This is a genomic window from Pseudoponticoccus marisrubri (assembly GCF_001482405.1).
GTDB classification, from domain to species: Bacteria; Pseudomonadota; Alphaproteobacteria; order Rhodobacterales; family Rhodobacteraceae; genus Pseudoponticoccus; species Pseudoponticoccus marisrubri.
This window is the reverse complement of the sequence record NZ_LPXO01000013.1, coordinates 76,046-99,506: the sequence shown is the minus strand read 5'-3', so window position 1 is coordinate 99,506 and position 23,461 is coordinate 76,046. Positions and strand designations below refer to the sequence as shown.

Below are 23,461 nucleotides of genomic sequence, written 5' to 3'. Positions count from 1 at the left end.
CCGAGGAGATCCCGCCCATGCCCTTGCGCCGTCTGCCCGTGCTTCTGCTCTCGATCTGTGCCGCCGGCGCGGTGCTGGCCCATGGCGGGGTGCAGAACCCGGCCGTGAAGGCGCGGATGGACCTGATGGTCGAGGTCAAGGACGCGATGGCGGTGCTGGGCAACATGGCGCGCGGCCGCACGGGGTTCGACCCGGTGGCGGCCGAGGCGGCCCGCACCGCGCTGGTCGGCCATGCCGCGGAGATCCCGGCCCGGTTCGAAGCGCCCGAGACCGATCCCAAGACCGAGGCGCTGCCCGCGATCTGGACCGACTGGCCGCGATTCGTTGCCACGGCAGAACAGATGGGCACGGCCGCCGCCGCGCTGGACACGGGCAGCCTCGACACGCTGCGCGCCGGGCTGGGGCCGCTGGGCCAGAGCTGCTCGGCCTGCCACGAACGCTTCCGCAAGGCCGATTGACGGCGGGGCCGGATCGGCGCACCGTCCTGCCATGCCCGTGCAGGAGGACCGCCCGTGACCCCCGTCATCCATCACATCCCCGTCTGCCCGTTCTCGCAACGGCTCGAGATCCTGCTGGCGCTCAAGGGCCTGTCCGATGCCGTGCGCTTCCGCGTGGTCGACATCACCCGGCCGCGCGATCCCGAGCTGCTGCGCAAGACCCGCGGCACCACGGCCCTGCCGGTGCTGGAGACCGCCGAGGGCCGCGTGCTGAAGGAAAGCCTGGTCATCCTGCGCTATCTCGACGAACAGCTGGGCGCGCCCGTCCGGCGCAGCGACCCGTTCGAGCATGCCGTCGAGAGCATGCTGATCGCGCAGGAAGGGCCCTTCACCGCCGCGGGCTACCGGATGGTGATGAACCAGGACCCTGACGCGCGTCCCGCCCACGTGGACAAGCTGAACGGGCTCTACCGGCAGCTCGACGATTTCCTGCAGCACCACGCGCCCGAGGGGCCCTTCCTGTTCGACCGCTTCGGGCTGGCCGAGGCGGTGTTCACGCCGCTCTTCATGCGCTTCCGGTTCCTCGACTATTACGAGGGCTACGCCCTGCCCGAGGAGCCGGACTATGCCCGCGTCCGGCGCTGGCGCGATGCCTGCCTGGCGCATCCTGCCGCGCAGCAGGTCAGCGAGGAGGAGATCGTCAAGCTCTACTACGACTACGCGCTCGGTGCCGGAAACGGCGCCCTGCCCGAAGGGCGCCGCGTGTCGAGCTTTGCCTTCACGCCGCATTGGCGCGACCGCCCCTGGCCGCCGCGCGACAAGTACGGGCCGCCGGCCAGCGATGCCGCACTGGGGCTGGTCTGAGGGTTACCCGTCAGGCGACCTCCAGGTCCTCCTCCGACGCGGTTTCTTCCTCGACGGTCTCGGTCTCCTCGCCGGTCTCCTCCAGGCTCAGCGCGGCCATGAGTTCCGCGCCCTCCTGCGCAGGTTCCAGCGCCCCGGCCTCGATCGCCTCGTCATAGGCGGCCAGCACCTCTTCCGAGCTCTGGAAGCCGTCCTCGGGCGCGTCGATGCTGAAGATCTCGACCGGGTAGCCGTCGGGGTGGAACTCGTAGAACTTGATCGTCTGGAGCGAGGCGACGTCGTAGCCATCCACATCGTTCTCGTAGAAGGACAGGTAGTTCTCGAAGGTCGGCTCCTGCCCCTCGGGAAGCGACAGTTCGTATCCTTCGCGCGGCTCACCGACAATGGCGACCCCGTCAATCACGCCGCCAGCCTCGTCCAGCTGCGTGCCGAAGAGGACCTTCTCGAGCAGCGGCTCCTCGGGGTCCTCCGGCTCTTCGGGATCCTCCGGTTCTTCAGGATCGTCCGAGACGGCCTTGATCGACCCTTCTTCCGTCGTGGTCGACGTGGCGCGGATCCCGAGCACGTCGATATCATCAAGCGCCACCCCTTCCAGCGAAACGGTCAGGGTGTCGCCGGCCTCGACATAGGTTTCCTTGTCGGTGCCGTCCGGCCCGAGGCCGGGATCGCTCTTTTCCACCGCCGTGCCATCCCACTGGATCTTCTCGCCGTCGAGCCGGGCCCCGTTCATGTTGAGCGGTCCGCCCAGCGAGGCACTTGGCCCGGAAAACTCGTCATCCCCGAAATAGACGGCATTCACGTCCATCGCCCCTTCGAGAACCTCGATATCGCCCATGACGACCCCGTTCTCCTCGTAGAGAGAGACCGTATATGACAGCCCCTCCACCTCGTAGGTGAAGACCTTGGAATAGTCCGGCATGTGATGTCCCCTTCGATCTGCGTGTCCTGCCCCGTCCCGCGCCGGCATCCGAGCCGTTCGCAGGGTCACCCTGGGTAAACTGCCACATCGCGGCCCGATTTCCGACATGATTGCAGCCGTTTTGCCGGAAACACTGCGTTTCGGAACGTCTGCGCGGCAAGTTGGGACACGGCCCCGTCCGCGCATGGCCCGCGACCGGAACGTCGCTCTCCGGGGCTTGCGAGCGGGTGCTGCATGCCGCAGTGTTGGGCAAACGGCTTTCGACGAAGGGACATGACATGCGGACGCGGGCGGCAGTGGCGCTGGAGGCGGGCAAGCCTCTGGAAATCATGGAAGTGAATCTCGACGGCCCCCGCGAGGGCGAGGTGCTGGTCGAGATCAAGGCGACGGGCATCTGCCACACCGACGAGTTCACCCTGTCGGGCGCCGATCCCGAGGGGCTGTTCCCGGCGATCCTGGGCCATGAGGGCGCCGGCGTGGTGGTCGAGGTGGGCCCCGGCGTGACCAGCCTGAAGCCCGGCGATCACGTGATCCCGCTCTACACGCCCGAATGCCGCGAATGCGAATACTGCCTGAACCCCAAGACCAATCTCTGCCAGGCGATCCGCACCACCCAGGGCCAGGGGCTGATGCCCGACGGCACCTCGCGCTTCTCGATGCCCGACGGCACGCCGATCCTGCATTACATGGGCTGCTCGACCTTCGCCAACCACACGGTCCTGCCCGAGATCGCGCTGGCCAAGATCCATCCCGACGCGCCCTTCGACAAGGTCTGCTATATCGGCTGCGGCGTCACCACCGGCATCGGCGCGGTGATCAACACCGCCAAGGTCGAGATCGGCAGCCGCGCCATCGTCTTCGGGCTGGGCGGCATCGGGCTCAACGTGATCCAGGGCCTGCGGCTGGCCGGCGCCGACCAGATCGTGGGCGTCGACCTGAACCCCGCCAAGCGCGAGATGGCCGAGCGGTTCGGCATGACGGATTTCGTCAATCCCGACGAGGTCGAGGGCGACCTGGTCCCCCATCTGGTCGAGCTGACCGGCGGCGGTGGCGATTACACCTTCGACGCCACCGGCAACGTGCAGGTCATGCGCGCGGCGCTGGAATCGGCGCACAAGGGCTGGGGCGAGTCGATCATCATCGGCGTGGCGCCGGCGGGGGCCGAGATCTCGACCCGGCCGTTCCAGCTGGTCACCGGGCGGGTCTGGCGCGGCACGGCCTTCGGCGGCGCGCGCGGCCGCACCGACGTGCCGAAGATCGTCGACTGGTATATGGACGGCAAGATCGAGATCGACCCGATGATCACCCACACGTTGAGCCTCGACGAGATCAACAAGGGCTTCGACCTGATGCACGCGGGCGAGTCGATCCGCGCCGTCGTGGTCTACTGATCCAGAGGGTCGGGGCGACCCCGCCCCGCCGCGTCCAGGGCTGACAGAATGCTGATCCGCGACTACGACCCCGCCGATGCCTCGGCGGTCACCGGGATGATCCTGCCCGTCTTCCGGTCGGGCGACAGCTATGCGATCGACCCCGACATCCCGGCCGAGGCCGCGCTGGCCTACTGGACCGGGCCCGAGCGAAGGGTCTTCGTGGTCGAGGATGCAGGTACCCTGCTGGGCACCTATTACATGGTGCGCAACCAGAAGGGCGGCGGCAGCCATGTGTGCAATTGCGGCTACATCACCGCCGAGGCGGCGCGCGGGCGTGGCGTGGCACGCGCCATGCTGGCCCATTCGCTGGCGGTCGCCCCGGGCTTCGGCTTTGCCGCCATGCAGTTCAACTTCGTCCTCGCCACCAACACCCGCGCCATCGACACCTGGCAGCGCGCGGGCTTCCGGACGGTGGGGCGGCTGCCGCGGGCCTTCCGCCATCCGCGCGAGGGGTTGATCGACGCGCTGGTCATGTTCCGCGAGCTGACCTGACGTGAGGCCCCTCGCATCCCGGCGGCCAAGGCGCTAGGGTGGCGCCGCTGGCAACCGGGGGTTCCATGGCCGATACCAAGCTTCTCGCCGTCCTGATCGACGCCGACAACACGTCGCCGAAATACACCAAGGCGATCTTCGACGAGATCGCCATTCTGGGCGAGGCCAGCGTGCGGCGCTGCTATGGCGACTTCTCCTCGCAGCAGATGGCGGGCTGGTCCAAGGTGCAGGCCGATTTCGGGCTGGTGCCGCTGCACTCGCCAGCCAACACGGTGGGCAAGAACGCCTCGGATATCAGCCTGGTGATCGACGCGATGGACCTGATGCTGACCGGCCGTTTCGACGGCTTCGTGCTGGTCAGCTCGGACAGCGATTTCACCCGCCTGGCCAGCCGGATCCGGGAACAGGGGCTCGATGTCTACGGCATGGGCATGGAAAAGACACCCGACGCCTTCCGCAAGGCCTGCAAGCGCTTCATCTTCCTGGAAAACCTCGACGGCGCGCCGGAAAAGGGCGCCACGGCCAAGCCCAAGAAGGATCGCGACATGACCGAGGCGCGCGACCTGATCTTCAAGGCGATGGACGCGATCGAGCAGGATGACGACTGGTACCGGCTGGGCGATATCGGCCAGGTCATCACCGCCGCCAATCCCGATTTCGACACCCGCACCTATGGCAAGCGCAAGCTCTCCGACCTCGTGGGTGAACTCAAGGTCTTCGAGACCAAGCGCGCCGCCAACAACCAGCTTCTGGTCCGCCGGGTGGATTGAGCGGCGCTCAATCGTGAAAGGGCGTCACCTGTGCCACGATCACCGCGTTCTCGGCCAGGGCGCGGTCCATCAGGGCAGCTTCCTCGGCGTCGATCTCGTGGCCCTGCGCCTCGCGCTCGGCGCGGGTGCCATAACCGGTCACGTCCAGCGGCGCCATCTCGGCCTGCTTGAGGATCGCCACCGTCTCGCGCACGGCCTCGGCCTCGTCCACACCCGAGGCGTAGCACATGAGCGCCGCGCCGGTCGCGCCGTCGGGCAGCCCGTCGCCGGACCTGCGGCCGACCTCGACCAGCAGCGTGTAGACATCCTGTTTCGATCTGGGTTTTGCCATGCCGCCCCTGTCGCCGTCCGCGTCCCCGCTGTCAAGAGCCCGTGCCGCCGCGCAGCCAGACCTCGACACAAACCGCCACCGCGTAGACCGCCATTATCAGCATGGATTCCACCCCGATCCGGGCCGGCCCCTCGCGCTGGCGCAGGATCAGCCCGGCCAGCAGGATCACCGTCATCAACATCCCCGTGGCCAGCCAGAACAGGTCGTTGGCGCTGGCCGCGTGATAGATCGAGCCGTCCCGATAGGCCACGTCCGAGAAGACAAGGAACAGCGTGTCGAAGGTGTTGCCGCCGATGATGCCGCCCACCGCCAGTTGCAGCGCGCCGCGCTTGACCGCGGTCAGCGTGGTGACCAGCTCGGGCAGCGAGGTCACGACCGCCGTACCCAGCGCGCCGACAAGGCTCGAGGACAGACCGAACCGGTCGATGAAGACGGCGCCGGCCTGGCTGATGATCCAGCCCGAGACGCCCATCACCGCCACCAGCGCGGCGAAGAGCGTCACCTGCTTGCCCACCGGCTTGCCGGCCTCGCTGGCATCCTCGGGCTCGTCGCGGCGCGTGGCCGAGGTGCGCACCGGGCGCCACATCGGGTCGTCACGCATCTTGGCGACCATCTGCACGCCGCCCACATAGGCCAGCGCCATCACGACCGAGGCCGGGTGCACCCCCCAGACCGCCACGTCGGGCCCGGCCATGGCGGCGACGGGCAGGCTCAGGAAGCCGATCAGCAGCACAGTCTGCAGCAGGTTGGCGGGCTCGGCGGCCGCGTGTTCGAGGTTGGGGCCGCGGTAGAACAGATCCGCCAGCGCCAGGAACAGCGTCTGCGCGGCAATGCCGCCCACCGCGTTCGAGACCGCGAAACTCGCATCGCCCGACGAGGCGGCAGTGACCGAGACGACGATCCCCGACAGCGAGGTCGCCCCGCCTAGAACGATGCCGCCGGCCATCGCCTCGCCGATCCGGGTGCGGTCAGCGATCACGTCGGCCAGGGCGGTAGCGCGGATCGAGGCAAGGATCACGGCCAGCCCGGCCGGGCCCGAGACGGCGATCAGCCACAAGGTGGAGAGATCGGCCAGCACGGCTCAGCCCCCCGCCTGTGCCGGGGACCGGGTGTTCGATACAGGATTGCGGCGCGGCACGGCGGTCCCCCTTGTCTGTTGTGTCAAGACAGGGGGAACGCGGGGCCGCCGCGCCGGTTCCGCGTTCAGTCGCGCAGCAACTCGTTGATGCCGGTCTTGGAGCGGGTGCGCGCATCCACGCGCTTGACGATCACCGCGCAATAGAGGTTCACCCCGCCCGAGGAGGGCATGGAGCCCGCCACCACGACCGAGTAGGGCGGCACCTCGCCGTAGAAGACCTCGCCGCTCTCGCGGTCGACGATCTTGGTGGACTGGCCGATGAAGACCCCCATGCCGAGGACCGAGCCCTCGCGCACGATGCAGCCCTCGACGACCTCCGAGCGCGCGCCGATGAAACAGTTGTCCTCGATGATCGTCGGGCCGGCCTGCATCGGCTCCAGCACACCGCCGATGCCGACGCCGCCCGACAGGTGCACGCCCTTGCCGATCTGCGCGCAGGATCCCACCGTGGCCCAGGTGTCCACCATGGTGCCCTCGTCCACATAGGCGCCAAGATTGACGAAGGAGGGCATCAGCACCACGCCCGGCGCGATATAGGCGGATTTGCGCACCACGCAGTTGGGCACGGCACGGAAGCCCGCGGCCGTCCACTCCGCGTCGCCCCACCCCTTGAACTTGCTGTCGACCTTGTCCCACCAGCCCGAGCCCTGCGGCCCGCCATCCTGCAGCGCCATGTCCTTGATGCGGAAACCCAGCAGCACGGCCTTCTTGGCCCACTGGTTCACGTGCCAGTCGCCGTTCTCTTGCCGCTCGGCGACGCGCAGCTGGCCGCTGTCGAGCGCATTCAGCGTGTCTTCGATGGCCTCGCGGGTCTCGCCCCCGGTGCTCGAGGTGATGGTGTCGCGCGCCTCCCAGGCGGCTTCGATGGCAGCTTCAAGCTGGGCGTTGGACATGGGCCTCTCCTCGTGTCTCGCGTCGCCGCCCGCTATAGCCGCGGGACCGCCGCGCGACAATGCCCGCCTTGACGCCGCCGCGACACCCGCTCTGTCCCCTGTCAGCAACCACGCTTGCCAGCGGGCCCCTTCGGTAAGGCCGGGCGCGCCCGCGAGTGTCCTGAAGGCAGGACCCGACGACGTCCCGAAGCTCCACGCACCGCGACACCAGCCCCCGCCAGTCCCGGGCTCTGACATCCACCCATTCAGCTTTCCCCAAAGACGCCCGCCGGCAGGACCGAACGCAGCCGTCAGCGTCTCACCCCGCATGCAAGGCCCGCATATCGTCTGATGCACACCAGCCCATGGCCAGACACGCCTTCTTTCATCTTTCCGAAAATACTCCCGCCGGAGGCGTCCCGCCGACAGGGCCGGGCGCGCCGGTCAGCGGCTCTTCTCCTCGCCCGGGCCCCCCATGGCGACCTGCATCGGGTCGGGCGAGACATTGCCGCCGCAGAGCAGCACCGCCACGCGCTCATCCGGGGCGGGGACATAGGCGCCCCATTGCAGCGCGGCCAGCGCGCAGGCGCCGGCGGGTTCGACCAGCAGGCGGTGCGCCTGCCACAGACGCTTCTGCGCCTCGAGGATCGCGCCGTCGGGCACCTTGACCACCTCGGTGCCCTGCGCGCGGGCGAGGTCGAAGCAGATCTGCCCGATGCGCCGCGCGCCCAACGCGTTGGCTGCCACGCCCGAGACCGCCACGTCGACCGGCGCGCCGGCCTCCAGGGCGGCGTCCAGCGTGTTGCAGGCCATGGGCTCGACCGCGACGACCTTGCGGCGCCCCTCCAGCCAGCCCAGCGCGCCGGCGACCAGCCCGCCGCCGCCCACGGCGATCAGCACCGTGTCGGCCTCCAGCCCCTGCGCCTCCCAGTCGCGCATCACCGTGCCCTGTCCGGCCACCGTCTGCGGCGCGTCATAGGCATGAACCTGCATGGCGCCCTGTTCCTCCTCGTAGCGCTTGGCCATCGAGAGCGCGTCGGCATATTCGCCGGGCACCACGGTCAGGTCGGCGCCGGTGCGCTCGATCAGGGCGATCTTGGAGGGGCCGGCAATCTCGGGGACGTAGATCCGCGCCCGGTAACCCAGCTTGCGCGCGGCATAGGCCACCGCCGCGCCGTGATTGCCGCCCGAGGCCGCGACCACGCCGCCCTCGGGCACCTCGACTGATTGCAGCGTGTTGAAGGCGCCGCGAGCCTTGAAGCTGCCGGTATGCTGCAGCTGTTCCAGCTTCAGCGCCACGGGGCGGTCCCAGAGCACGTCGCTCTGCAGCACCGGCGTGTCCACCACGTGGCCGGCGATGCGCCCGGCCGCCGCCTCGATCTCTGCCGTCCAGTCCATCCCGTCTCTCCCTCGCTGGCCCTTTCGGTCGCGACGCTATAGTCCTGACACGGTGGTAACAAGGAGTGGCCGATGACCGAGGACCGCCGCAGCCCGTTCCGGGACGCGCAACTGGACCGCGAGACCGCGGCGCATATACCGGATACGCCGCAGACGCGCTCGCCCAGCTACCGGCTGGCCTTCGCGGACAGCGATTTCCTGCTGCGCGACGAGATGCGCCCGGTGCGCTTGCAGCTGGAGTTGCAGAAAGTCGAGATGCTGCTCGACCAGTACGGGATCGACAGCACCGTGGTGCTGTTCGGCGGGGCCCGCATCCCGGCCCCGTCCGAACGCCATACCGCGCGCACCGAAACCCTGGCCGAGCTGTCGCATTTCTACGACGAGGCGCGCGATTTCGCCCGGCTGGTGACGCGCAAGTCCAAGGCCACGGGCAACCGCGAACGCGTCATCGTGACCGGCGGTGGCCCCGGCGTGATGGAGGCGGGCAACCGCGGCGCCGCGGACGAAGGCGGCGTGTCGGTGGGGCTGAACATCGTGCTGCCGCACGAGCAGGCGCCGAACCCCTACGTGACGCCGGATCTTGCCTTCAACTTCCACTATTTCGCGATCCGCAAGATGCATTTCCTGGTGCGCGCCTGTGCGATCTGCGTCTTCCCCGGCGGGTTCGGCACGCTGGACGAGCTGTTCGAGACGCTGACCCTGATCCAGACCGGCCGCATGCGCCGCGTGCCCTTCCTGCTCTTCGGGCGCGCCTTCTGGGAGCGGATCATCAACTGGGAGGCGCTGTCGGAGGCCGGCACGATCAGCGCCGACGATCTCGACCTGTTCCGTTTCGTCGAGACGGCCGAGGAGGCGCTGGAGATCATCGAGACCTGGGATGCGGCGCCGCCCCGGGCGGAGATCCCCGACCGCTGAGCGGTGCGGGATGGCAGGCGTCGAGGGGCTCTGCCCCGCGCCTGCGGCGCCCCCGGAGTATTTCGGGAAAGATGAAAGGGCAGGGGGCGCGCGGTCCGGCGGCTACCGGTCCGGCGAGTCGGCGGTTCAGCCCTCGGCGACCTCGTCGAGCTCGGCGCGCTCGACCCAGCGGCCGATGACCAGCCGTGCGGCCTCTTCGTCGCGTGCCTCGATCGCCTGGCGCAGGTCCTTCAGCGCGGTCGCCATCTCGAATTCCGAGAGGTAGCTTTCCTGCGCGCGCAGGATCTTGGTGTGCGGCGTGGTGAGCATGTCGGCCGAGATCAGCAGCTCTTCCTGCAGTTTCTCGCCCGGGCGCAGGCCGGTCACCTGGATCTCGATATCGCCATTGGGGTTGGCCTCGTCGCGCACGCTGTAGCCGGCGCCCTCGATCATCTGGCGGGCCAGCTTGCGGATCGGCACCGGCTCGCCCATGTCGAGCACGAAGACATCGCCCCCGCGCGAGAAGGAGCCGGCCAGCAGCACCAGCCGCGCGGCTTCCGAGATGGTCATGAAATAGCGCGTGACCTTGGGGTCGGTCAGGGTGACCGGGCCGCCGCGGGCGATCTGTTCCTCGAAGAGCGGGATCACCGAGCCCGAGGAGCCCAGCACGTTGCCGAAGCGCACCATCGAGAAGCGTGTGCCCAGCGAGCGCGTGGCGAGATCCTGCACCACCAGTTCGGCCAGCCGCTTGGAGGCGCCCATGACATTGGTCGGCCGCACCGCCTTGTCGGTCGAGACGAGGATGAAGCGCTCGACCCCGGCATCGCGCGAAGCCTCGGCCATGATCCTGGTGCCGAGCACGTTGTTGCGCAGCCCAGAGATCACGTTGCGCTCGACCATGGGAAGGTGCTTGTAGGCGGCCGCGTGCAGGACCACCTCGACCCCGTAATCATGCAGCGTGTCGCGCATCAATTGCTCGTTCAGGACCGAGCCGAGCACCGGCACGATCTGCATGCCCTGGGCGAGGTCGCGTAGCTCCTTCTCGATATTGTAGAGCGCGTGTTCGGAGTGATCGACCAGCACAACGCAGTCGGGCTTGCAGGCGATCAGCTGGCGGCAGAGCTCGGACCCGATGGACCCGCCGGCCCCGGTCACGAGGATGCGCCGCCCGGAATAGGCATGGCTCACGCCGGGCAGTTCCTTCTCCAGCCGGTTGCGCCCCAGCAGGTCGTCGAGCGAGACCGGCGAGACCCGCCGGCGCAGCTCGCCCTTGCCGACCAGCTCGGCGAAGGAGGGCAGGGCATGCACCTCGCAGCCGATATTGCGCAGCCGGTGGGCGATGCGCGCCTGGGCGGGCTGGCTGATCGAGGGCATCGCCAGCACCACGCGGTCGATCGCCTTGCCGACGACAAGGTCCTCGATATTGGTGGCAGCATGCACCCGCAGGCCCAGAACCACCTGGCTCTGCAGTGTGGGGTTGTCGTCGACGAAGGCCACCGGGTGAATCGCGTTGTCATGGCGCAGCGCGGCGACCAGCTGCTGGCCGGTCTGGCCGGCGCCGTAGACCAGCACCCGCATGCGGTTCTCGCCGCGGCGGTACACGCCGAGCGTCACCTGACGCAGCAAGATCCGCCAGGTTGCACAACTTACGAGCAGCAGCAGCGTGAAAATGAAATAGGCACCCGTGGGCAATCCTCCGCCAAGCAGCATATCAAGCGCGAAGCCCAGAACCCCGATCGCCACGGCGAAGCCGGCCGTGCGCACGATACCACGCGTCTCGTAAGCGTTGAGCTTGATCCGCGGCAGCCCCAGCCACCAGCCGATCCCGTACCCGGCCACCGCCAGGATCAGCAGGATCGGCGCAAGGCCGCGCAGCAGGTCCGGGCTGGGCGAGACCGAGGCCTGCAGCAAAACCGCCGCAAGCAAAGATACGGGGATCATCAGGAGGTCGAGTGCGGAGAAGATGAGCTGTTTCTGTGCCCGAGACAACCTCGTGACGATCGCGTAGAACATCTCTCACTTCCCTTCGGCCCGTGGATGGGCTCAAAATTGCAGTTGCACGGCGTGTTCGGGGCTGTCGCAATTCGACATGGCAGTCCGGCCCTGCACCGCGTCTTCCGTTCGGCAATGCTGCGCTCTTCATAGAACTCCGCTCAATTATCAGGCAAGTACGGAATTTCTGCACCTGCGAATAGCGGCGGGAATCCACCCATTCATGGCAGGATTGTCAGGGGGCTGCCCGAAAATGCTGCACCTGTCGCGATTGCAAGCAGAATTGCGCGCCTGCCCCGGTCGAATCGCACCGCGAATCGCCCGGGGTTGCACGGCGCCCTCGGAAACGGGCCTTTCGCCCACCGGCTTGCTGGGCTATGCAGCGCGCCAATTGCGCCGCCCCATGCCGGGTGCGGCGTGCTAACCCAATGGAGGACCATATGGGCTATAAAGTCGTCGTCGCCGGGGCCACGGGGAACGTGGGCCGCGAAATGCTGAACATCCTCTCGGAGCGGGGCTTCCCCGTCGACGAGATCGCCGTGCTGGCCTCGCGCAAGTCGCTGGGCACCGAGGTGACCTTCGGTGACAAGACGCTCAAGACCCAGGATCTCGCCACCTTCGACTTTGCCGGCTGGGACATCGCGCTCTTTGCCGTGGGCTCCGGCCCGACCAAGGAATTCGCGCCCAAGGCCGCCGCGGCGGGCTGCATCGTGATCGACAACTCGTCGCTCTACCGCTACGACCCCGACGTGCCGCTGGTCGTGCCCGAGGTCAATGCCGATGCCGTTCTGGGCTATGCCAAGAAGAACATCATCGCCAATCCGAACTGCTCGACCGCGCAGATGGTGGTGGCGCTGAAGCCGCTGCATGACCGCGCCCGCATCAAGCGCGTCGTCGTGTCGACCTACCAGTCGGTCTCGGGCGCGGGCAAGGAAGGCATGGACGAGCTCTGGGACCAGACCAAGGCGGTCTACAACCCGGTGGACGAGGTGCCGCCGAAGAAGTTCCAGAAGCAGATCGCCTTCAACGTGATCCCGCATATCGACGTCTTCCTCGAGGACGGCTCCACCAAGGAAGAGTGGAAGATGGTTGCCGAGACCAAGAAGATCGTCGATCCCTCGATCAAGGTCACCGCGACCTGCGTGCGGGTGCCGGTCTTTGTCGGCCATGCCGAATCCATCAATATCGAGACCGAGGACCATCTCGACGAGGCGGAGGCCCGTGACATCCTGCGCGAGGCGCCGGGCCTCATGGTCGTCGACAAGCGCGAGGATGGCGGCTACGTCACGCCGGTCGAATGTGTGGGCGATTTCGCCACCTTCATCAGCCGCATCCGGCAGGACCCGACCATCGACAACGGCCTGAACCTGTGGTGCGTCTCGGACAACCTGCGCAAGGGTGCGGCGCTGAACGCCGTGCAGATCGCCGAGGCGGTGGGCCAGAAGGTGCTCAAGAAGGGCTGAGCCGTCTGGCACGGACGAGGACCCGATCGGGCCCGCATCCCGCCGGATGCGGGCCTTTCTTCTGCCCGGTCATCGCCCGCATTGCCCCGGTCATGTGCCACGGCCCCGAAAACGCGCCCGAATTTCCTTGGCGCCGCCCCGGTGCTGCCATCCCGGCCGGGCTTGATGCAGGGCGAGGCAGGTCCCCGGGGCAACCGGGGCACAACAAGGAGAGAGCCATGTCCGACCTATCGCCGCCCGAGACCCTGATCACCGTCGTCCGCGCCCGGCGCCTGCGCGCGCTCAGCGCGCTGGACGGCAAGCGGCGCAGCCGCCCGGCCCGGCAGCGCCTGTTCTCGCGCGCCGAGAGCGCTACCGCCATCGCCGCCTGATCCACGCCGCGCGGGGCCCTGCAACATCGGGGCCTCGCGCAGCCGCGCAAGCTGGCGCCGTGCATGGTCGGGAAACGGCCGGCCGAACCGGGCCTGCAACCCGTCCGGACAGGTCCCCAGATCCTGCAGCCGGCACAGCACGGCGCCGCCCTGCCTCGCGGCCACCGCCAGTGCCCCGTCGCGCAGCGTCAGCCGATATCCCTTGATCAGCAGCCGTCCCTGCAGTTCCGGCCAGCTGCCCGCCTGCCGCAGGTCCCCCGCCAGCCGCTCTGCCAGAGCGGTCATGCCGGGATCACGGCCCGGCCCGTCCTGCTTGCCCATGTCGACATCCCCGGTTACGACCGGCCCATCCTGGCGCACGGAGGGTTAAGGAAGTCTTGCAACACCCGTGGAGAAATGTCCGGATCGGCCCCAATTTCGCCCAGTTGCCCGGGCAGGCTGGACCGGCAGTGCAAGGAGCCCACCCATGATACGACATTCCGAATTCCACAACCGCGACGCCACCCCGGTGGATTGTGAAACCATGTCGCTTTTGCGGATCTTCCTCGCGCCGATCCTCGAGACCGCGCGCGACTGGGACGAGATCGTCATCCGCTTCCGCCAGAAAGGCTATGGCATCGGGTTGCGCCGCGGCCGACTGGTGATCCTGAACGAGGCCGGCCGCCCGCTTTGCTTCGGCAGCAGCCTCGGCGTACCGCTGGCCGCGCTGATGGCCCGGCTGGGACCGCCGCTGCACGCCATGCCGCGGATCTGATCCCCGGAGGACTCTCAGATCGGCACGAACCCGTCGCTGGCCGGGTCGTAGCAGCTCAGCCCGCCCTCGCCGATATCGGTCCAGAGCCCGTGCAGTGACAGCCGGCCGCCCTCGACCGCCTCGCGCACGAAGGGGAAGGTCATCAGGTTGTTCAGCGAGACCTTCACCGCCTCCTTCTCCAGCGCGCGCGGCTTGTCCTCGGCCTCCTTGACGGCTTCGTAGCCCGGTCGCAGGATGTCCATCCAGCGCCCCACGAAGCTCGAGGATTCCTCCAGCGCCGGCGCACGCCCCTCGCACATGTCCAGGCAGCCCTGCACGCCGCCGCATTGCGAATGGCCCAGCACCACCAGATGCGCCACCTTCAGCGCCGTCACCGCGTATTCCACCGCCGCGCTGGTGCCGTGCTGGTTGCCGTCGGGCTCGTAGGGCGGCACGAGGTTGGCGATGTTGCGGTGGATGAAGAACTCGCCCTGGTCGGCGCCGAAGATCGAGGTCACGTGCACCCGCGAATCGCAGCACGAGATCACCATGGCCCGCGGCCGCTGGCCTTCATCCGCCAGCCGCCGGTACCAGGCGCGGTTCTCGGCATAGGTCGTGGCCTTCCAGCCATGGTAGCGCTGGACCAGGAAGGCGGGCAGGGGGCGGGCGAAGTCCATCTGGGTCTCCTGGTGGCGATCACGAACGAGTTATTCGGCTTTCTATTGAATTGCGCGCGGAAAGCCACCCCGGACCTAACGAATTGGGAACCTCGCCCTGCCATGCTGCGGCCACCGTGGGGGCACGGATATGAGGGGTGAGTTGTGAAAGAGGTGACGTACCTCGCGCCGGTCGAACGGCCTCGGATGGACAGGGACCAGATCGAGGCGCTGTGCACCGATCTCGGGCCGCATGCGGCCGAGGACGTGGTCTGCCGCGCGATGGAGGAACTGGCACACAGGCTGTGCCTGATCGAGGAAAAGGCCCGGCGCGGCACGCGCGAGGAGCTGTACAAGAACCTGCGCGTCCTGGCGGCGATCGCCGACCAGATTGGCTTGGCCAGCCTCAGCCACGTGGCGCATGACGTGATGGCCTGTATCGAACTGGGCGACCTCGTGGCCGAGGCCGCGACCCTGGCGCGGCTGGCGCGCACCGGGGAACGCTCGCTGATCGACATATGGGAGACCGACGCCTTTTCCATCTAGGGGCCTTGCGGCCGGGACAGCGGGCGTTAGGCTGGCGGCACCGTCAGAGACAGGAGCCGCCATGCCGCCCAGATTTGCCGAGGCCACGGCCGACGCCATGCCCCTTCACGTGATCGACAGCGCGGGCTGCGCCGATTGGCTGGCCTGCCGCCCCGAGGCCGAGCGCGCCTGGGCCGAGGCCTGCGGCTTCACCGGGGCGCTGGGCTCGGCGCTGATGCTGCCCGGTCCCGATGGCCGCCCGGTCGGGGCGGTGGCGGGCCATGGCGATGCGGCCGCCCGGGCGCGCACGCGTTTTCCGCTGGCCGCCGCGCTGCCGGGTCTCGCGCCGGGGACCTATGCGCTCACCGCGCCGCTGCCCGAGACCGAGTGCCTCGGCTGGCTCCTGGCCAATTACCGCTTCGACCGCTACCGCGCCGGTGACGCGCCCGCGCGCCATCTCGTTGCGCCCGAGGGGGTGGACGCCCCGCGGATCGAGGCGCTGGCCGCGGCGGAATGCCTGACCCGCGACCTCGTCAACATCCCCGCCGCCGACATGGGCCCCGAGGCGCTCGAGACCGCTGCCCGCGTGCTCGCACAGGAATTCGGCGCCGGGATCACCGTCACCACCGGCGACGCGCTGCTGGAGCAGGACTTCCCGATGATCCACGCGGTGGGCCGGGCCGCCGCGCAGGCGCCGCGCCTGATCGACATGCGCTGGGGCGATCGCGGCCCGACCCTGACGCTGGTCGGCAAGGGGGTCTGCTTCGACACGGGCGGGCTCAACCTCAAGCCGGGCGCCTCGATGGGGCTGATGAAGAAGGACATGGGCGGCGCGGCGAACACGCTGGGCCTTGCCCGCGCGATCATGGCGCTGGACCTGCCGCTGCGCCTGCGCCTGCTGATCCCCGCGGTCGAGAACAGCGTCGCCGGCAACAGCTTCCGCCCCGGCGACATCCTGACCTCGCGCAAGGGGCTGACGGTCGAGATCAACAACACCGATGCCGAGGGCCGGCTGGTCCTGGCCGATGCGCTCTGCCTCGGCGACGAGGAAGATCCCGACCTGATGATCTCCATGGCCACGCTGACCGGCGCGGCCCGGGTCGCCGTGGGCCCCGATCTCGCGCCCTTCTACACCGATGACGACGCGCTGGCGCAGGCACTGGCGCAGGGCGGCGCGGCACAGGCCGATCCCGTCTGGCGCATGCCCTTCCACGCGCCTTACGAGGCGATGATCGAACCGGGCATCGCCGATCTCGACAATGCGCCCTCGGGCGGCTTCGCGGGCTCGATCACCGCGGCACTCTTCCTGCGCCGCTTCACATCGCCGGGGCGGCGCTACGCGCATTTCGACATCTACGCCTGGCAGCCCAAGCCCGAACCCGGCCGCCCCAAGGGTGGGCTGGGGCAGGGGCCGCGCGCCATCCTCGCCGCGCTGCCGCAGGTGCTGGACCTCTGATGGATCGCCGGCTGACCCCCTGCAATGGCCGCGTCGCCGATCCCGCGCTGAAAGGGCAGGTGCAGGCCGAGCGCTTCACCGAGGGGCGGCAGCACCGCGTCGCCGCCGCTGTCGCCGATCTCTGCGCCGCGCCGGGTGGCAAGCTCGACCGGCAGCTGCTGCATGGCGCCCTCGTCACGGTCTACGAGATCCACGAGGGCTGGGCCTTCCTGCGGGCCGAGGCCGACGGCTATGTCGGCCATCTCCGCTCCGAACAGCTGGAGGCGGGTCCGCCGGCGCCCGTCACCCATCGCGTGGCCAGCCGCGCCACCCATGCCTATACCGCGCCCGACATCAAGGCGCCGCGCGCCAGCTGGCTCAGCCTCGGCAGCCTGCTGGAGCTGCGCGACACCGAAGGCCGCTTCGCCAAGACCGCCCGCGGCTTCGTGCCCCTCTCGCATCTCGCACCGCTCGACACGCCCGAGCGCGATCCGGTCACGGTGGCGGAGCGGCTGCTCGGTACCCCCTATCTCTGGGGCGGCAACTCGGCCCAGGGCATCGACTGCTCGGGCCTCGTGCAGGCCGGGCTCGCCGCCTGCGGCATCGACTGCCCCGGCGACAGCGACCTGCAGCAGGCCGCGCTCCCGGCCGCGCCCGAGGGCGCAGAGCCCCGGCGCGGCGACCTGCTCTTCTGGAAGGGCCACGTGGCCTGGGTCGCCGGACCCGATCGGCTGCTGCATGCCAACGCCCATGACATGGCCGTCGCCTACGAGCCGCTGGGCTCGGCCATCGCCCGCATCAAGGGCCAGGGCGACGGCCCGGTCACCGGCCACGCCCGCCCGATCCACGCGCCCCTTTCATCTTTCTGAAAATACTCGCTGCCCCACGTGCCGCAGCGCGCCCCCGTTCGAGGAAAGGCCCGACATGACCACCGATCCGTTTTTCCACCCGGTCTCGGGCTTCGATCTGCCGCGCTTTGCCGGCGTGCCCACCTTCATGCGCCTGCCGCATATCCCGCCCGAGCATCCGCGCTTCGCCGAGTTGCAGATCGGGCTGGTGGGCGTGCCGTGGGATTCGGGCACGACCAACCGACCGGGCCCGCGCCACGGGCCACGCCAGCTGCGCGATGCCTCCACCATGATCCGGGCGCAGCACCCGGTCAGCGGGCTGCGGCCCTTCGAGACCGCCAATTGCGCCGATCTCGGCGATGTGGGGCCCAACCCGGCCGATATCCCCGACTCGATGGACCGGATCACCGCCTTCTACGAGCGGCTGGTCGGCGCGGGCATCCGGCCGCTGACGGCGGGCGGGGATCACCTCACCTCACTGCCAGTGCTGCGCGCGCTGGCGCGCGAGCGCCCGCTGGGCATGGTGCATTTCGACAGCCATACCGATCTCTACCACGCCTATTTCGGCGGCACGATGTACACGCATGGCACGCCCTTCCGCCGCGCCGTGGAAGAGGGGCTGCTCGATCCGAAACGCGTGGTCCAGATCGGCATCCGCGGCACCATGTATGATGCCGAGGACCGCGACTTCGCCGCCAGCGCCGGCATCCGCATCATCCCGATCGAGGAATGTATGGAGCGTGGCTGGGCCGAGGTCATGGCGGAGGCGCGCCGGATCGTCGGCACCGGCCCGACCTATGTCAGCTACGACATCGACTTCGTGGACCCGACATTCGCCCCGGGCACCGGCACGCCCGAGGTGGGCGGCCCGAACAGCTTCGAGGCGCTGCAGGTCTGCCGCGCGCTCTCCGGCCTCGACATCGTGGGCGCCGACCTGGTCGAGGTCTCGCCCCCTTTCGATGCGTCGGGCGGCACGGCCTTTCTGGGCGCCTCGATCCTGTTCGAACTGCTCTGCGCCATGCTGGATTAGGGGCGTCCGTTTCGACGGAGACACGTTCCAAAACGGACAAAACGCCCAAGTCTCGCGCGGCCCTCTCAAAGGGCGGAAGGGCCTTGCAAGGCCCTTCAAGGCGTTTGCAAACGCCTTCCGCCCGTGGCGCCGTGTCGCGTCTACTCCACCGCCCGGATCAGCTTGCGCTCGAGAACCCGCAGGACGGTGCGCAGGTCATGACCGCGCTTCAGGATCTGCCCGTCCATGCCGATCACCGCGTATTCGCCCTGACGGTTGCGCAGCTTCGGGCGCTTCTCGATCCGGTAGAGAGGGTGTTCCGCGGAGCGCCGGAAGACCGAGAAGATGGCCACGTCCCGCAGCGAGGAGATGCCGTAATCGCGCCATTCACCCGCGGCGACCATGCGGCCGTAGAGCGCGAGGATCACGTTCAGCTCCTTGCGCTGGAAGGCGGTGACGTCCTGGGCGGGGCCGGGCTGGGAAAGCGGCGTGAAGCTGTTCATGCCCTCAGAGTTGCGCCAAAAGCGCGACAGATCAAGCGCTTTGCCCGATTGCGCCGCCCTGCGCCCGTCCCGAGACCGGCGCGCGGGCCCGGTTGCAGGTTTCCGATCGGCGACGCCGTTCCCCGCCTTCCCCGCGAAAACGACGCTTTCGGCCACGCTTCCGACTTGCCGGGCGGGGCGGGGCAGAGTACCTCCATCCGCGGGACACCCTTCCCCAACGAAGGGCATCTATCTGGAAGGTTAGGCAGACATGGCTGACAATGCTCCGGTCACGCGGCCGGCGAACCCGCGTTTTTCCTCCGGCCCCTGTGCCAAGATCCCCACATTCGAGCTGTCGAAGCTGTCCGACGCCGCGCTCGGCCGGTCGCACCGCGCCAAGATCGGCAAGGAGAAGCTGAAGGCCGCCATCGAGGAGACCCGCGCTCTGCTGGGCATCCCGGCCGAGTACCGGATCGGCATCGTGCCGGCTTCGGATACTGGCGCGGTCGAGATGGCCATGTGGTCGCTGCTGGGCGCGCGCCCCGCCACCATGGTGGCCTGGGAAAGCTTCGGCGCAGGCTGGGTGACCGACGTGGTCAAGCAGCTGAAGATCGAGGCCGAGGTCAGGACCGCCGAGTATGGCGAGATCGTCGACATGGCGGCGCTCGATTATGACACCGACGTCGTCTTCACCTGGAACGGCACGACCTCGGGCGTGCGCGTGCCGTCGGGCGACGTGATCCCGGCGGATCGTGGCGGGCTGACCATCTGCGATGCCACCTCTGCCGCCTTCGCGCAGGACCTGCCCTGGGACAAGCTCGACGTGACCACCTTCTCCTGGCAGAAGGTGCTGGGCGGCGAGGCCGCGCATGGCATGCTGATCCTCGGCCCCCGCGCCGTCGAGCGTCTGGAAAGCTACACCCCCGCATGGCCGCTGCCCAAGATCTTCCGCCTGACCAAGGGTGGCAAGCTGATCGAGGGCATCTTCGAGGGCGCTACGATCAACACGCCGTCGATGCTGGCCGTCGAGGATTACCTCGTGGCGCTGGACTGGGCGCGTTCGGTCGGTGGGCTGTCCGGCCTGATGGCGCGGGCCGATGCCAATGCGAAGGCGATCTGGGATTTCTGCGAGCGCCGCGACTGGATCGACAATCTTGCCACCGATCCCGCGACGCGCTCCAACACCTCGGTCTGCCTGAAATTCACCGATCCGCGCATCGCCGACCCGGCGGCCTTTGCCAAGTCGGTGCAGAAACGGCTGGAGGCCGAAGGCGTGGCGCTGGATGTGGGCGCCTATCGCGACGCACCGGCCGGGCTGCGCATCTGGTGCGGCGGCACGGTCGAGACCTCGGATATCGAGGCGATGCTGCCCTGGCTCGACTGGGCGTTCCACGCCGAGATCGACGCACAGGCCGCGGCCGCGTGAGTTCCCGAGTGGGCCCCGGGCCCACCCTGCACATTTCCCAGAACGTGTTTCGCATCGCGGGTCCGTGACCCGGCATGCGACCTATATCCAGAGGATCCCAGACCATGGCCCCCAAGGTACTCGTCTCCGACAAGCTCTCCGAAACCGCCGTCCAGATCTTTCGCGATCGCGGCATCGACGTGGATTTCATGCCCGAGCTGGGCAAGGACAAGGACAAGCTGGCCGAGGTGATCGGCCATTATGACGGCCTTGCCATCCGCTCGGCCACCAAGGTCACGCCGACCATCCTAGAGGCCGCGACCAACCTCAAGGTGATCGGCCGCGCCGGCATCGGCACCGACAATATCGACAAGGACGCCGCCTCCAAGAAGGGCGTGATCGTCATGAACACCCCCTTCGGCAACATGATCACCACGGCCGAGCATGCCATCGCCATGATGTTCGCCTGCGCCCGCCAGATCCCCGAGGCCAGCGCCTCGACCCATGCCGGCAAGTGGGAGAAGTCGCGCTTCATGGGGGTCGAGCTGACCGGGAAGACGCTGGGCGTGATCGGTGCCGGCAATATCGGCGGCATCGTCTGCGACCGCGCGCGCGGGCTGCGCATGAAGGTCATCGCCTATGACCCCTTCCTGTCGGAGGAGAAGGCCGAGAAGATGCAGGTCGAGAAGATCGAGAACCTCGACGACCTGCTGAAGCGCGCCGACTTCATCACCCTGCACGTGCCGCTGACCGACCAGACGCGCAATATCCTGTCGCGCGAGGCGCTGGAGAAGACCAAGAAGGGCGTGCGCATCATCAATTGCGCGCGCGGCGGGTTGGTGGACGAACAGGCGCTGGCCGACCTGCTGCAATCGGGTCACGTGGCCGGCGCGGCCTTCGACGTCTTCGCCGAGGAGCCGGCCAAGGAGAACCCGCTCTTCAACCTGCCCAACGTGGTCTGCACCCCGCATCTGGGCGCCGCGACCACCGAGGCGCAGGAAAACGTCGCCCTGCAGGTGGCCGAGCAGATGGCCGATTACCTGCTGACCGGCGCCGTCGAGAACGCGCTGAACATGCCCTCGGTCACCGCCGAGGAGGCCAAGGTCATGGGCCCCTGGATCAAGCTGGCCGATCACCTGGGCAATTTCATCGGCCAGATGACCGACGAGCCGATCGAGGCGATCAACATCCTCTATGACGGCTACGCGGCCGAGATGAACCTCGAGGCGCTGAACTGCTCGCTGATCGCCGGCATCATGAAGTCGATCAACCCCGACGTGAACATGGTCTCGGCCCCGCTGATCGCGAAGGATCGCGGCATCCAGATCTCGACCACGAACCAGGCGCAGTCCGGCATCTTCGAGGGCTACGTGAAGGTCACCGTGGTCACGCCGCGCCGCGAGCGGTCGATCGCGGGCACGGTCTTCAGCGATGGCAAGCCGCGCTTCATCCAGATCAAGGGCATCAACATCGATGCCGAGATCGGCCGCCACATGGTCTACACCACCAACGAGGACGTGCCCGGCATCATCGGCGCGCTTGGCAACACGATGGGCAAGCACGGCGTGAACATCGCGAACTTCACCCTCGGCCGGAAGGCTGCGCAGGGCGAGGCCATCGCGCTGCTCTATGTCGATGAGCCGATCCCGGCCAACGCGATCGACGATCTGAAAAGCACCGGCCTGTTCCAGCAGATCAAGCCGCTGGCCTTCGACGTGGCCTGATCCGGGGCCGGTCCCGGAGACCTGACAGACCAGGTGGCGCGCATCCTTGAGCGGGATGCGCGCCACGGTTGAACGGCCGGCAAGCCAGCCGTTTCGCTGGATTCTTTGTGTTATGTTGAATTGGCGTCCTGACCGTAGAATGTAGAGCGGTCAAGGAGCCGCGTCATTTCCAAAGGATTGCCAAGATGTTCTTGCTGACAGATCCGCGCCGCGCGGCGCGTGCTTTCATGGTTGCAGCGGTTTCCACGCTTGGTGTTTCGGCGCAGGCTGCCGTCCTGACCGAATTCTGCATTCGAACCAGCGATTTCGACGTCGCCGGCACAGATGACGACCTCTATGTCACGCTGGTCGGCGTGTCCGGCGAGGAAACCCGCGAATTCCGTATCGACAATCCCGGCGTGAACGATCTCGAACGCGCGCGGTGGACCTGCTTTGCCGCGCCGGACAATATCGGGCGGGGGGCGATCCAGGACGTGGGGTTCCACGTCATGGCCAAGCTGCGCTTTTCGGGCGGCGACGATTACTGCATGCGCCAGATGTACACTCGGCGCTGGCGCGACAGTGTAACCAGCGATCTCAGCACACTGATCTCGACCAGCCAGTTCTGGGACCCGGCGGTGGACAAGCGGGTCTGTTTCGGTGACACGCCGTCGCTCGGCTCGGTCTGGAAAAAGACTTTCGACACGCGGTCGCGCCCGCCGGCGGGCGAAAGCCTGAAGGTCAGCGGCAACTGGTTCCTCGTCGACCAGCATGCCGGGCCCAAGCAGACCTTCAACCTGACCGAGTCGCTGTCCACGGCGCGCGGCGTCACCGAGACACGCGCCTGGTCGCTGGCGATCGAGCGCGGCTTCGAGGTGGAAACCAACCTGGGCGGCGGGTCGGCCACCAATTCTCTCAAGATCACAGCGACCCACGAGGAAAGCACCGCGATCAGCCGCACCTCGCAACGGACCGAGGCGCGCAGTTTTACCAAGGATTGCTACTCGACCGACGGGCAGGCCGCCAACCTCGCCATGTGGCAATGGACGGTGGGCATCCCCAGCCGGTTCGGTGGCGAGAGCCGCATGCAGACCTCGGCCACGGTCTGCACGGTCAATGCCGCCGCAGCCGGGCCGCGCTGCCGGCCGGGCTGTTTCGACCTGAACGCCGACCCCTCGGGCGCGACTTGCCTGCAAAACTCTGCCGCCTGTCGCATCATGTTGCCCTGACCCGGGCCCTGCGATCCCAAGGTCATCTGGCCGCCGGGCGCCGGCCGTGCTAAGCGGCCGGC

24 protein-coding genes are annotated in these 23,461 nt (G+C 68.2%); 16 read left to right on the top strand and 8 right to left on the bottom strand.

Annotated elements, in window-relative coordinates; genetic code table 11:
- Positions 1-17: 17 nt before the first annotated feature.
- Both AVJ23_RS17790 and AVJ23_RS17785 read left to right on the top strand, forming a co-directional pair.
- The gene (locus AVJ23_RS17790; protein ID WP_058863566.1) at positions 18-458 is read left to right on the top strand and encodes a c-type cytochrome; all 441 of its coding nucleotides are present in this window, start codon (positions 18-20) and stop codon (positions 456-458) included.
- Between the two features lie 54 nt (positions 459-512).
- The gene (locus tag AVJ23_RS17785; RefSeq protein ID WP_084794719.1) at positions 513-1,301 is read left to right on the top strand and encodes a glutathione S-transferase family protein; all 789 of its coding nucleotides are present in this window, start codon (positions 513-515) and stop codon (positions 1,299-1,301) included.
- Positions 1,302-1,311: 10 nt separating this feature from the next.
- Here the strand turns inward: AVJ23_RS17785 and AVJ23_RS17780 are convergent, their stop codons facing one another.
- Entirely contained in the window at positions 1,312-2,220 is a 909-nt protein-coding gene (locus AVJ23_RS17780) for a hypothetical protein (protein ID WP_058863565.1), read from the bottom strand.
- 278 nt (positions 2,221-2,498) lie between these two features.
- Here AVJ23_RS17780 and AVJ23_RS17775 point away from each other — a divergent pair, with 278 nt between their 5' ends.
- From AVJ23_RS17775 to AVJ23_RS17765, 3 genes are all read left to right on the top strand, one after another.
- Positions 2,499-3,611: an S-(hydroxymethyl)glutathione dehydrogenase/class III alcohol dehydrogenase gene (locus AVJ23_RS17775; RefSeq protein ID WP_058863564.1), complete on the top strand. Its 1,113-nt coding sequence runs from the start codon at positions 2,499-2,501 to the stop codon at positions 3,609-3,611.
- A gap of 48 nt (positions 3,612-3,659) precedes the next feature.
- A complete protein-coding gene (locus AVJ23_RS17770; RefSeq protein WP_058863563.1) occupies positions 3,660-4,145 on the top strand; it encodes a GNAT family N-acetyltransferase in 486 nt (161 codons plus the stop codon).
- A gap of 65 nt (positions 4,146-4,210) precedes the next feature.
- Positions 4,211-4,915: an NYN domain-containing protein gene (locus AVJ23_RS17765; RefSeq protein WP_058863562.1), complete on the top strand. Its 705-nt coding sequence runs from the start codon at positions 4,211-4,213 to the stop codon at positions 4,913-4,915.
- 7 nt (positions 4,916-4,922) lie between these two features.
- Here AVJ23_RS17765 and AVJ23_RS17760 read toward each other — a convergent pair whose 3' ends face one another.
- The 4 genes from AVJ23_RS17760 to AVJ23_RS17745 form a co-directional block, all read right to left on the bottom strand.
- On the bottom strand, positions 4,923-5,246 hold the full coding sequence (locus AVJ23_RS17760; RefSeq protein ID WP_058863561.1) for a DUF8846 family protein: 324 nt from the start codon (positions 5,244-5,246) through the stop codon (positions 4,923-4,925).
- A gap of 31 nt (positions 5,247-5,277) precedes the next feature.
- Positions 5,278-6,324 carry a sodium:calcium antiporter gene (locus tag AVJ23_RS17755; protein ID WP_058863560.1) on the bottom strand — a complete coding sequence of 349 codons (1,047 nt, stop codon included), beginning with the start codon at positions 6,322-6,324 and terminating at the stop codon, positions 5,278-5,280.
- A gap of 125 nt (positions 6,325-6,449) precedes the next feature.
- On the bottom strand, positions 6,450-7,277 hold the full coding sequence (gene dapD / locus AVJ23_RS17750) for a 2,3,4,5-tetrahydropyridine-2,6-dicarboxylate N-succinyltransferase (RefSeq protein WP_058863559.1): 828 nt from the start codon (positions 7,275-7,277) through the stop codon (positions 6,450-6,452).
- 423 nt (positions 7,278-7,700) lie between these two features.
- On the bottom strand, positions 7,701-8,654 hold the full coding sequence (locus tag AVJ23_RS17745) for a threonine/serine dehydratase (protein WP_058863558.1): 954 nt from the start codon (positions 8,652-8,654) through the stop codon (positions 7,701-7,703).
- A gap of 72 nt (positions 8,655-8,726) precedes the next feature.
- Here AVJ23_RS17745 and AVJ23_RS17740 point away from each other — a divergent pair, with 72 nt between their 5' ends.
- A complete protein-coding gene (locus AVJ23_RS17740) occupies positions 8,727-9,569 on the top strand; it encodes an LOG family protein (protein ID WP_058863557.1) in 843 nt (280 codons plus the stop codon).
- A gap of 126 nt (positions 9,570-9,695) precedes the next feature.
- On the opposite strand, the gene AVJ23_RS17735 is transcribed toward AVJ23_RS17740, so the two are convergent.
- Positions 9,696-11,561 carry a polysaccharide biosynthesis protein gene (locus AVJ23_RS17735; protein WP_058863556.1) on the bottom strand — a complete coding sequence of 622 codons (1,866 nt, stop codon included), beginning with the start codon at positions 11,559-11,561 and terminating at the stop codon, positions 9,696-9,698.
- 419 nt (positions 11,562-11,980) lie between these two features.
- On the opposite strand from AVJ23_RS17735, the gene AVJ23_RS17730 reads away from it, so the two are divergent.
- From AVJ23_RS17730 to AVJ23_RS17725, 3 genes are all read left to right on the top strand, one after another.
- On the top strand, positions 11,981-13,003 hold the full coding sequence (locus tag AVJ23_RS17730; protein WP_058863555.1) for an aspartate-semialdehyde dehydrogenase: 1,023 nt from the start codon (positions 11,981-11,983) through the stop codon (positions 13,001-13,003).
- A 218-nt stretch (positions 13,004-13,221) separates the two neighbouring features.
- Complete coding sequence (locus AVJ23_RS22890) at positions 13,222-13,374, top strand: hypothetical protein (protein ID WP_157772703.1); 153 nt, start codon at positions 13,222-13,224, stop codon at positions 13,372-13,374.
- 466 nt (positions 13,375-13,840) lie between these two features.
- A complete protein-coding gene (locus AVJ23_RS17725) occupies positions 13,841-14,128 on the top strand; it encodes a hypothetical protein (RefSeq protein WP_058863554.1) in 288 nt (95 codons plus the stop codon).
- Between the two features lie 14 nt (positions 14,129-14,142).
- Here the strand turns inward: AVJ23_RS17725 and AVJ23_RS17720 are convergent, their stop codons facing one another.
- A complete protein-coding gene (locus tag AVJ23_RS17720; protein WP_058863553.1) occupies positions 14,143-14,784 on the bottom strand; it encodes a carbonic anhydrase in 642 nt (213 codons plus the stop codon).
- A 144-nt stretch (positions 14,785-14,928) separates the two neighbouring features.
- On the opposite strand from AVJ23_RS17720, the gene AVJ23_RS17715 reads away from it, so the two are divergent.
- The 4 genes from AVJ23_RS17715 to speB all read left to right on the top strand — a co-directional run bounded on the left by AVJ23_RS17715 (position 14,929) and on the right by speB (position 18,601).
- Complete coding sequence (locus AVJ23_RS17715; protein ID WP_240484708.1) at positions 14,929-15,309, top strand: hypothetical protein; 381 nt, start codon at positions 14,929-14,931, stop codon at positions 15,307-15,309.
- 61 nt (positions 15,310-15,370) lie between these two features.
- On the top strand, positions 15,371-16,744 hold the full coding sequence (locus tag AVJ23_RS17710) for a leucyl aminopeptidase family protein (RefSeq protein ID WP_058863551.1): 1,374 nt from the start codon (positions 15,371-15,373) through the stop codon (positions 16,742-16,744).
- Positions 16,744-17,592 carry a C40 family peptidase gene (locus AVJ23_RS17705; RefSeq protein WP_058863550.1) on the top strand — a complete coding sequence of 283 codons (849 nt, stop codon included), beginning with the start codon at positions 16,744-16,746 and terminating at the stop codon, positions 17,590-17,592. Before AVJ23_RS17710 ends, AVJ23_RS17705 begins: the two co-directional genes overlap by 1 nt.
- 55 nt (positions 17,593-17,647) lie before the next feature.
- Positions 17,648-18,601: an agmatinase gene (gene speB, locus AVJ23_RS17700; RefSeq protein ID WP_058863549.1), complete on the top strand. Its 954-nt coding sequence runs from the start codon at positions 17,648-17,650 to the stop codon at positions 18,599-18,601.
- Between the two features lie 140 nt (positions 18,602-18,741).
- Here speB and AVJ23_RS17695 read toward each other — a convergent pair whose 3' ends face one another.
- Positions 18,742-19,083 (bottom strand): DUF2794 domain-containing protein, encoded by a 342-nt coding sequence (locus AVJ23_RS17695; RefSeq protein ID WP_058863548.1) that lies wholly within the window; start codon positions 19,081-19,083, stop codon positions 18,742-18,744.
- A 250-nt stretch (positions 19,084-19,333) separates the two neighbouring features.
- Between AVJ23_RS17695 and AVJ23_RS17690 the strand changes: the two genes are divergently transcribed.
- The 3 genes from AVJ23_RS17690 (at position 19,334) to AVJ23_RS17680 (ending at position 23,399) form a co-directional block, all read left to right on the top strand.
- Positions 19,334-20,488, top strand: coding sequence for a phosphoserine transaminase (locus AVJ23_RS17690; RefSeq protein ID WP_058863547.1), 1,155 nt, complete (start codon positions 19,334-19,336; stop codon positions 20,486-20,488).
- 104 nt (positions 20,489-20,592) lie between these two features.
- The gene (serA, locus tag AVJ23_RS17685) at positions 20,593-22,191 is read left to right on the top strand and encodes a phosphoglycerate dehydrogenase (protein WP_058863546.1); all 1,599 of its coding nucleotides are present in this window, start codon (positions 20,593-20,595) and stop codon (positions 22,189-22,191) included.
- 185 nt (positions 22,192-22,376) lie between these two features.
- Positions 22,377-23,399, top strand: a complete 1,023-nt coding sequence (locus tag AVJ23_RS17680) for a PLAT/LH2 domain-containing protein (protein ID WP_058863545.1) — start codon at positions 22,377-22,379, stop codon at positions 23,397-23,399.
- Positions 23,400-23,461: the final 62 nt, after the last annotated feature.

Excerpts from the sequence above, each read along its gene's own strand:
- AVJ23_RS17730 (WP_058863555.1), top strand. The coding sequence starts at position 11,981 with ATGGGCTATAAAGTCGTCGTCGCCGGGGCCACGGGGAACGTGGGCCGC.
- dapD (WP_058863559.1), bottom strand. The coding sequence starts at position 7,277 with ATGTCCAACGCCCAGCTTGAAGCTGCCATCGAAGCCGCCTGGGAGGCG.
- AVJ23_RS17765 (WP_058863562.1), top strand. The coding sequence starts at position 4,211 with ATGGCCGATACCAAGCTTCTCGCCGTCCTGATCGACGCCGACAACACG.
- serA (WP_058863546.1), top strand. The coding sequence starts at position 20,593 with ATGGCCCCCAAGGTACTCGTCTCCGACAAGCTCTCCGAAACCGCCGTC.
- AVJ23_RS17770 (WP_058863563.1), top strand. The coding sequence starts at position 3,660 with ATGCTGATCCGCGACTACGACCCCGCCGATGCCTCGGCGGTCACCGGG.
- AVJ23_RS17775 (WP_058863564.1), top strand. The coding sequence starts at position 2,499 with ATGCGGACGCGGGCGGCAGTGGCGCTGGAGGCGGGCAAGCCTCTGGAA.
- AVJ23_RS17690 (WP_058863547.1), top strand. The coding sequence starts at position 19,334 with ATGGCTGACAATGCTCCGGTCACGCGGCCGGCGAACCCGCGTTTTTCC.
- AVJ23_RS17710 (WP_058863551.1), top strand. The coding sequence starts at position 15,371 with ATGCCGCCCAGATTTGCCGAGGCCACGGCCGACGCCATGCCCCTTCAC.
- AVJ23_RS17720 (WP_058863553.1), bottom strand. The coding sequence starts at position 14,784 with ATGGACTTCGCCCGCCCCCTGCCCGCCTTCCTGGTCCAGCGCTACCAT.
- AVJ23_RS17740 (WP_058863557.1), top strand. The coding sequence starts at position 8,727 with ATGACCGAGGACCGCCGCAGCCCGTTCCGGGACGCGCAACTGGACCGC.
- AVJ23_RS17705 (WP_058863550.1), top strand. The coding sequence starts at position 16,744 with ATGGATCGCCGGCTGACCCCCTGCAATGGCCGCGTCGCCGATCCCGCG.
- AVJ23_RS17725 (WP_058863554.1), top strand. The coding sequence starts at position 13,841 with ATGATACGACATTCCGAATTCCACAACCGCGACGCCACCCCGGTGGAT.
- AVJ23_RS17680 (WP_058863545.1), top strand. The coding sequence starts at position 22,377 with ATGTTCTTGCTGACAGATCCGCGCCGCGCGGCGCGTGCTTTCATGGTT.
- AVJ23_RS17780 (WP_058863565.1), bottom strand. The coding sequence starts at position 2,220 with ATGCCGGACTATTCCAAGGTCTTCACCTACGAGGTGGAGGGGCTGTCA.
- speB (WP_058863549.1), top strand. The coding sequence starts at position 17,648 with ATGACCACCGATCCGTTTTTCCACCCGGTCTCGGGCTTCGATCTGCCG.
- AVJ23_RS17760 (WP_058863561.1), bottom strand. The coding sequence starts at position 5,246 with ATGGCAAAACCCAGATCGAAACAGGATGTCTACACGCTGCTGGTCGAG.
- AVJ23_RS17695 (WP_058863548.1), bottom strand. The coding sequence starts at position 19,083 with ATGAACAGCTTCACGCCGCTTTCCCAGCCCGGCCCCGCCCAGGACGTC.
- AVJ23_RS17735 (WP_058863556.1), bottom strand. The coding sequence starts at position 11,561 with ATGTTCTACGCGATCGTCACGAGGTTGTCTCGGGCACAGAAACAGCTC.
- AVJ23_RS22890 (WP_157772703.1), top strand. The coding sequence starts at position 13,222 with ATGTCCGACCTATCGCCGCCCGAGACCCTGATCACCGTCGTCCGCGCC.
- AVJ23_RS17790 (WP_058863566.1), top strand. The coding sequence starts at position 18 with ATGCCCTTGCGCCGTCTGCCCGTGCTTCTGCTCTCGATCTGTGCCGCC.
- AVJ23_RS17745 (WP_058863558.1), bottom strand. The coding sequence starts at position 8,654 with ATGGACTGGACGGCAGAGATCGAGGCGGCGGCCGGGCGCATCGCCGGC.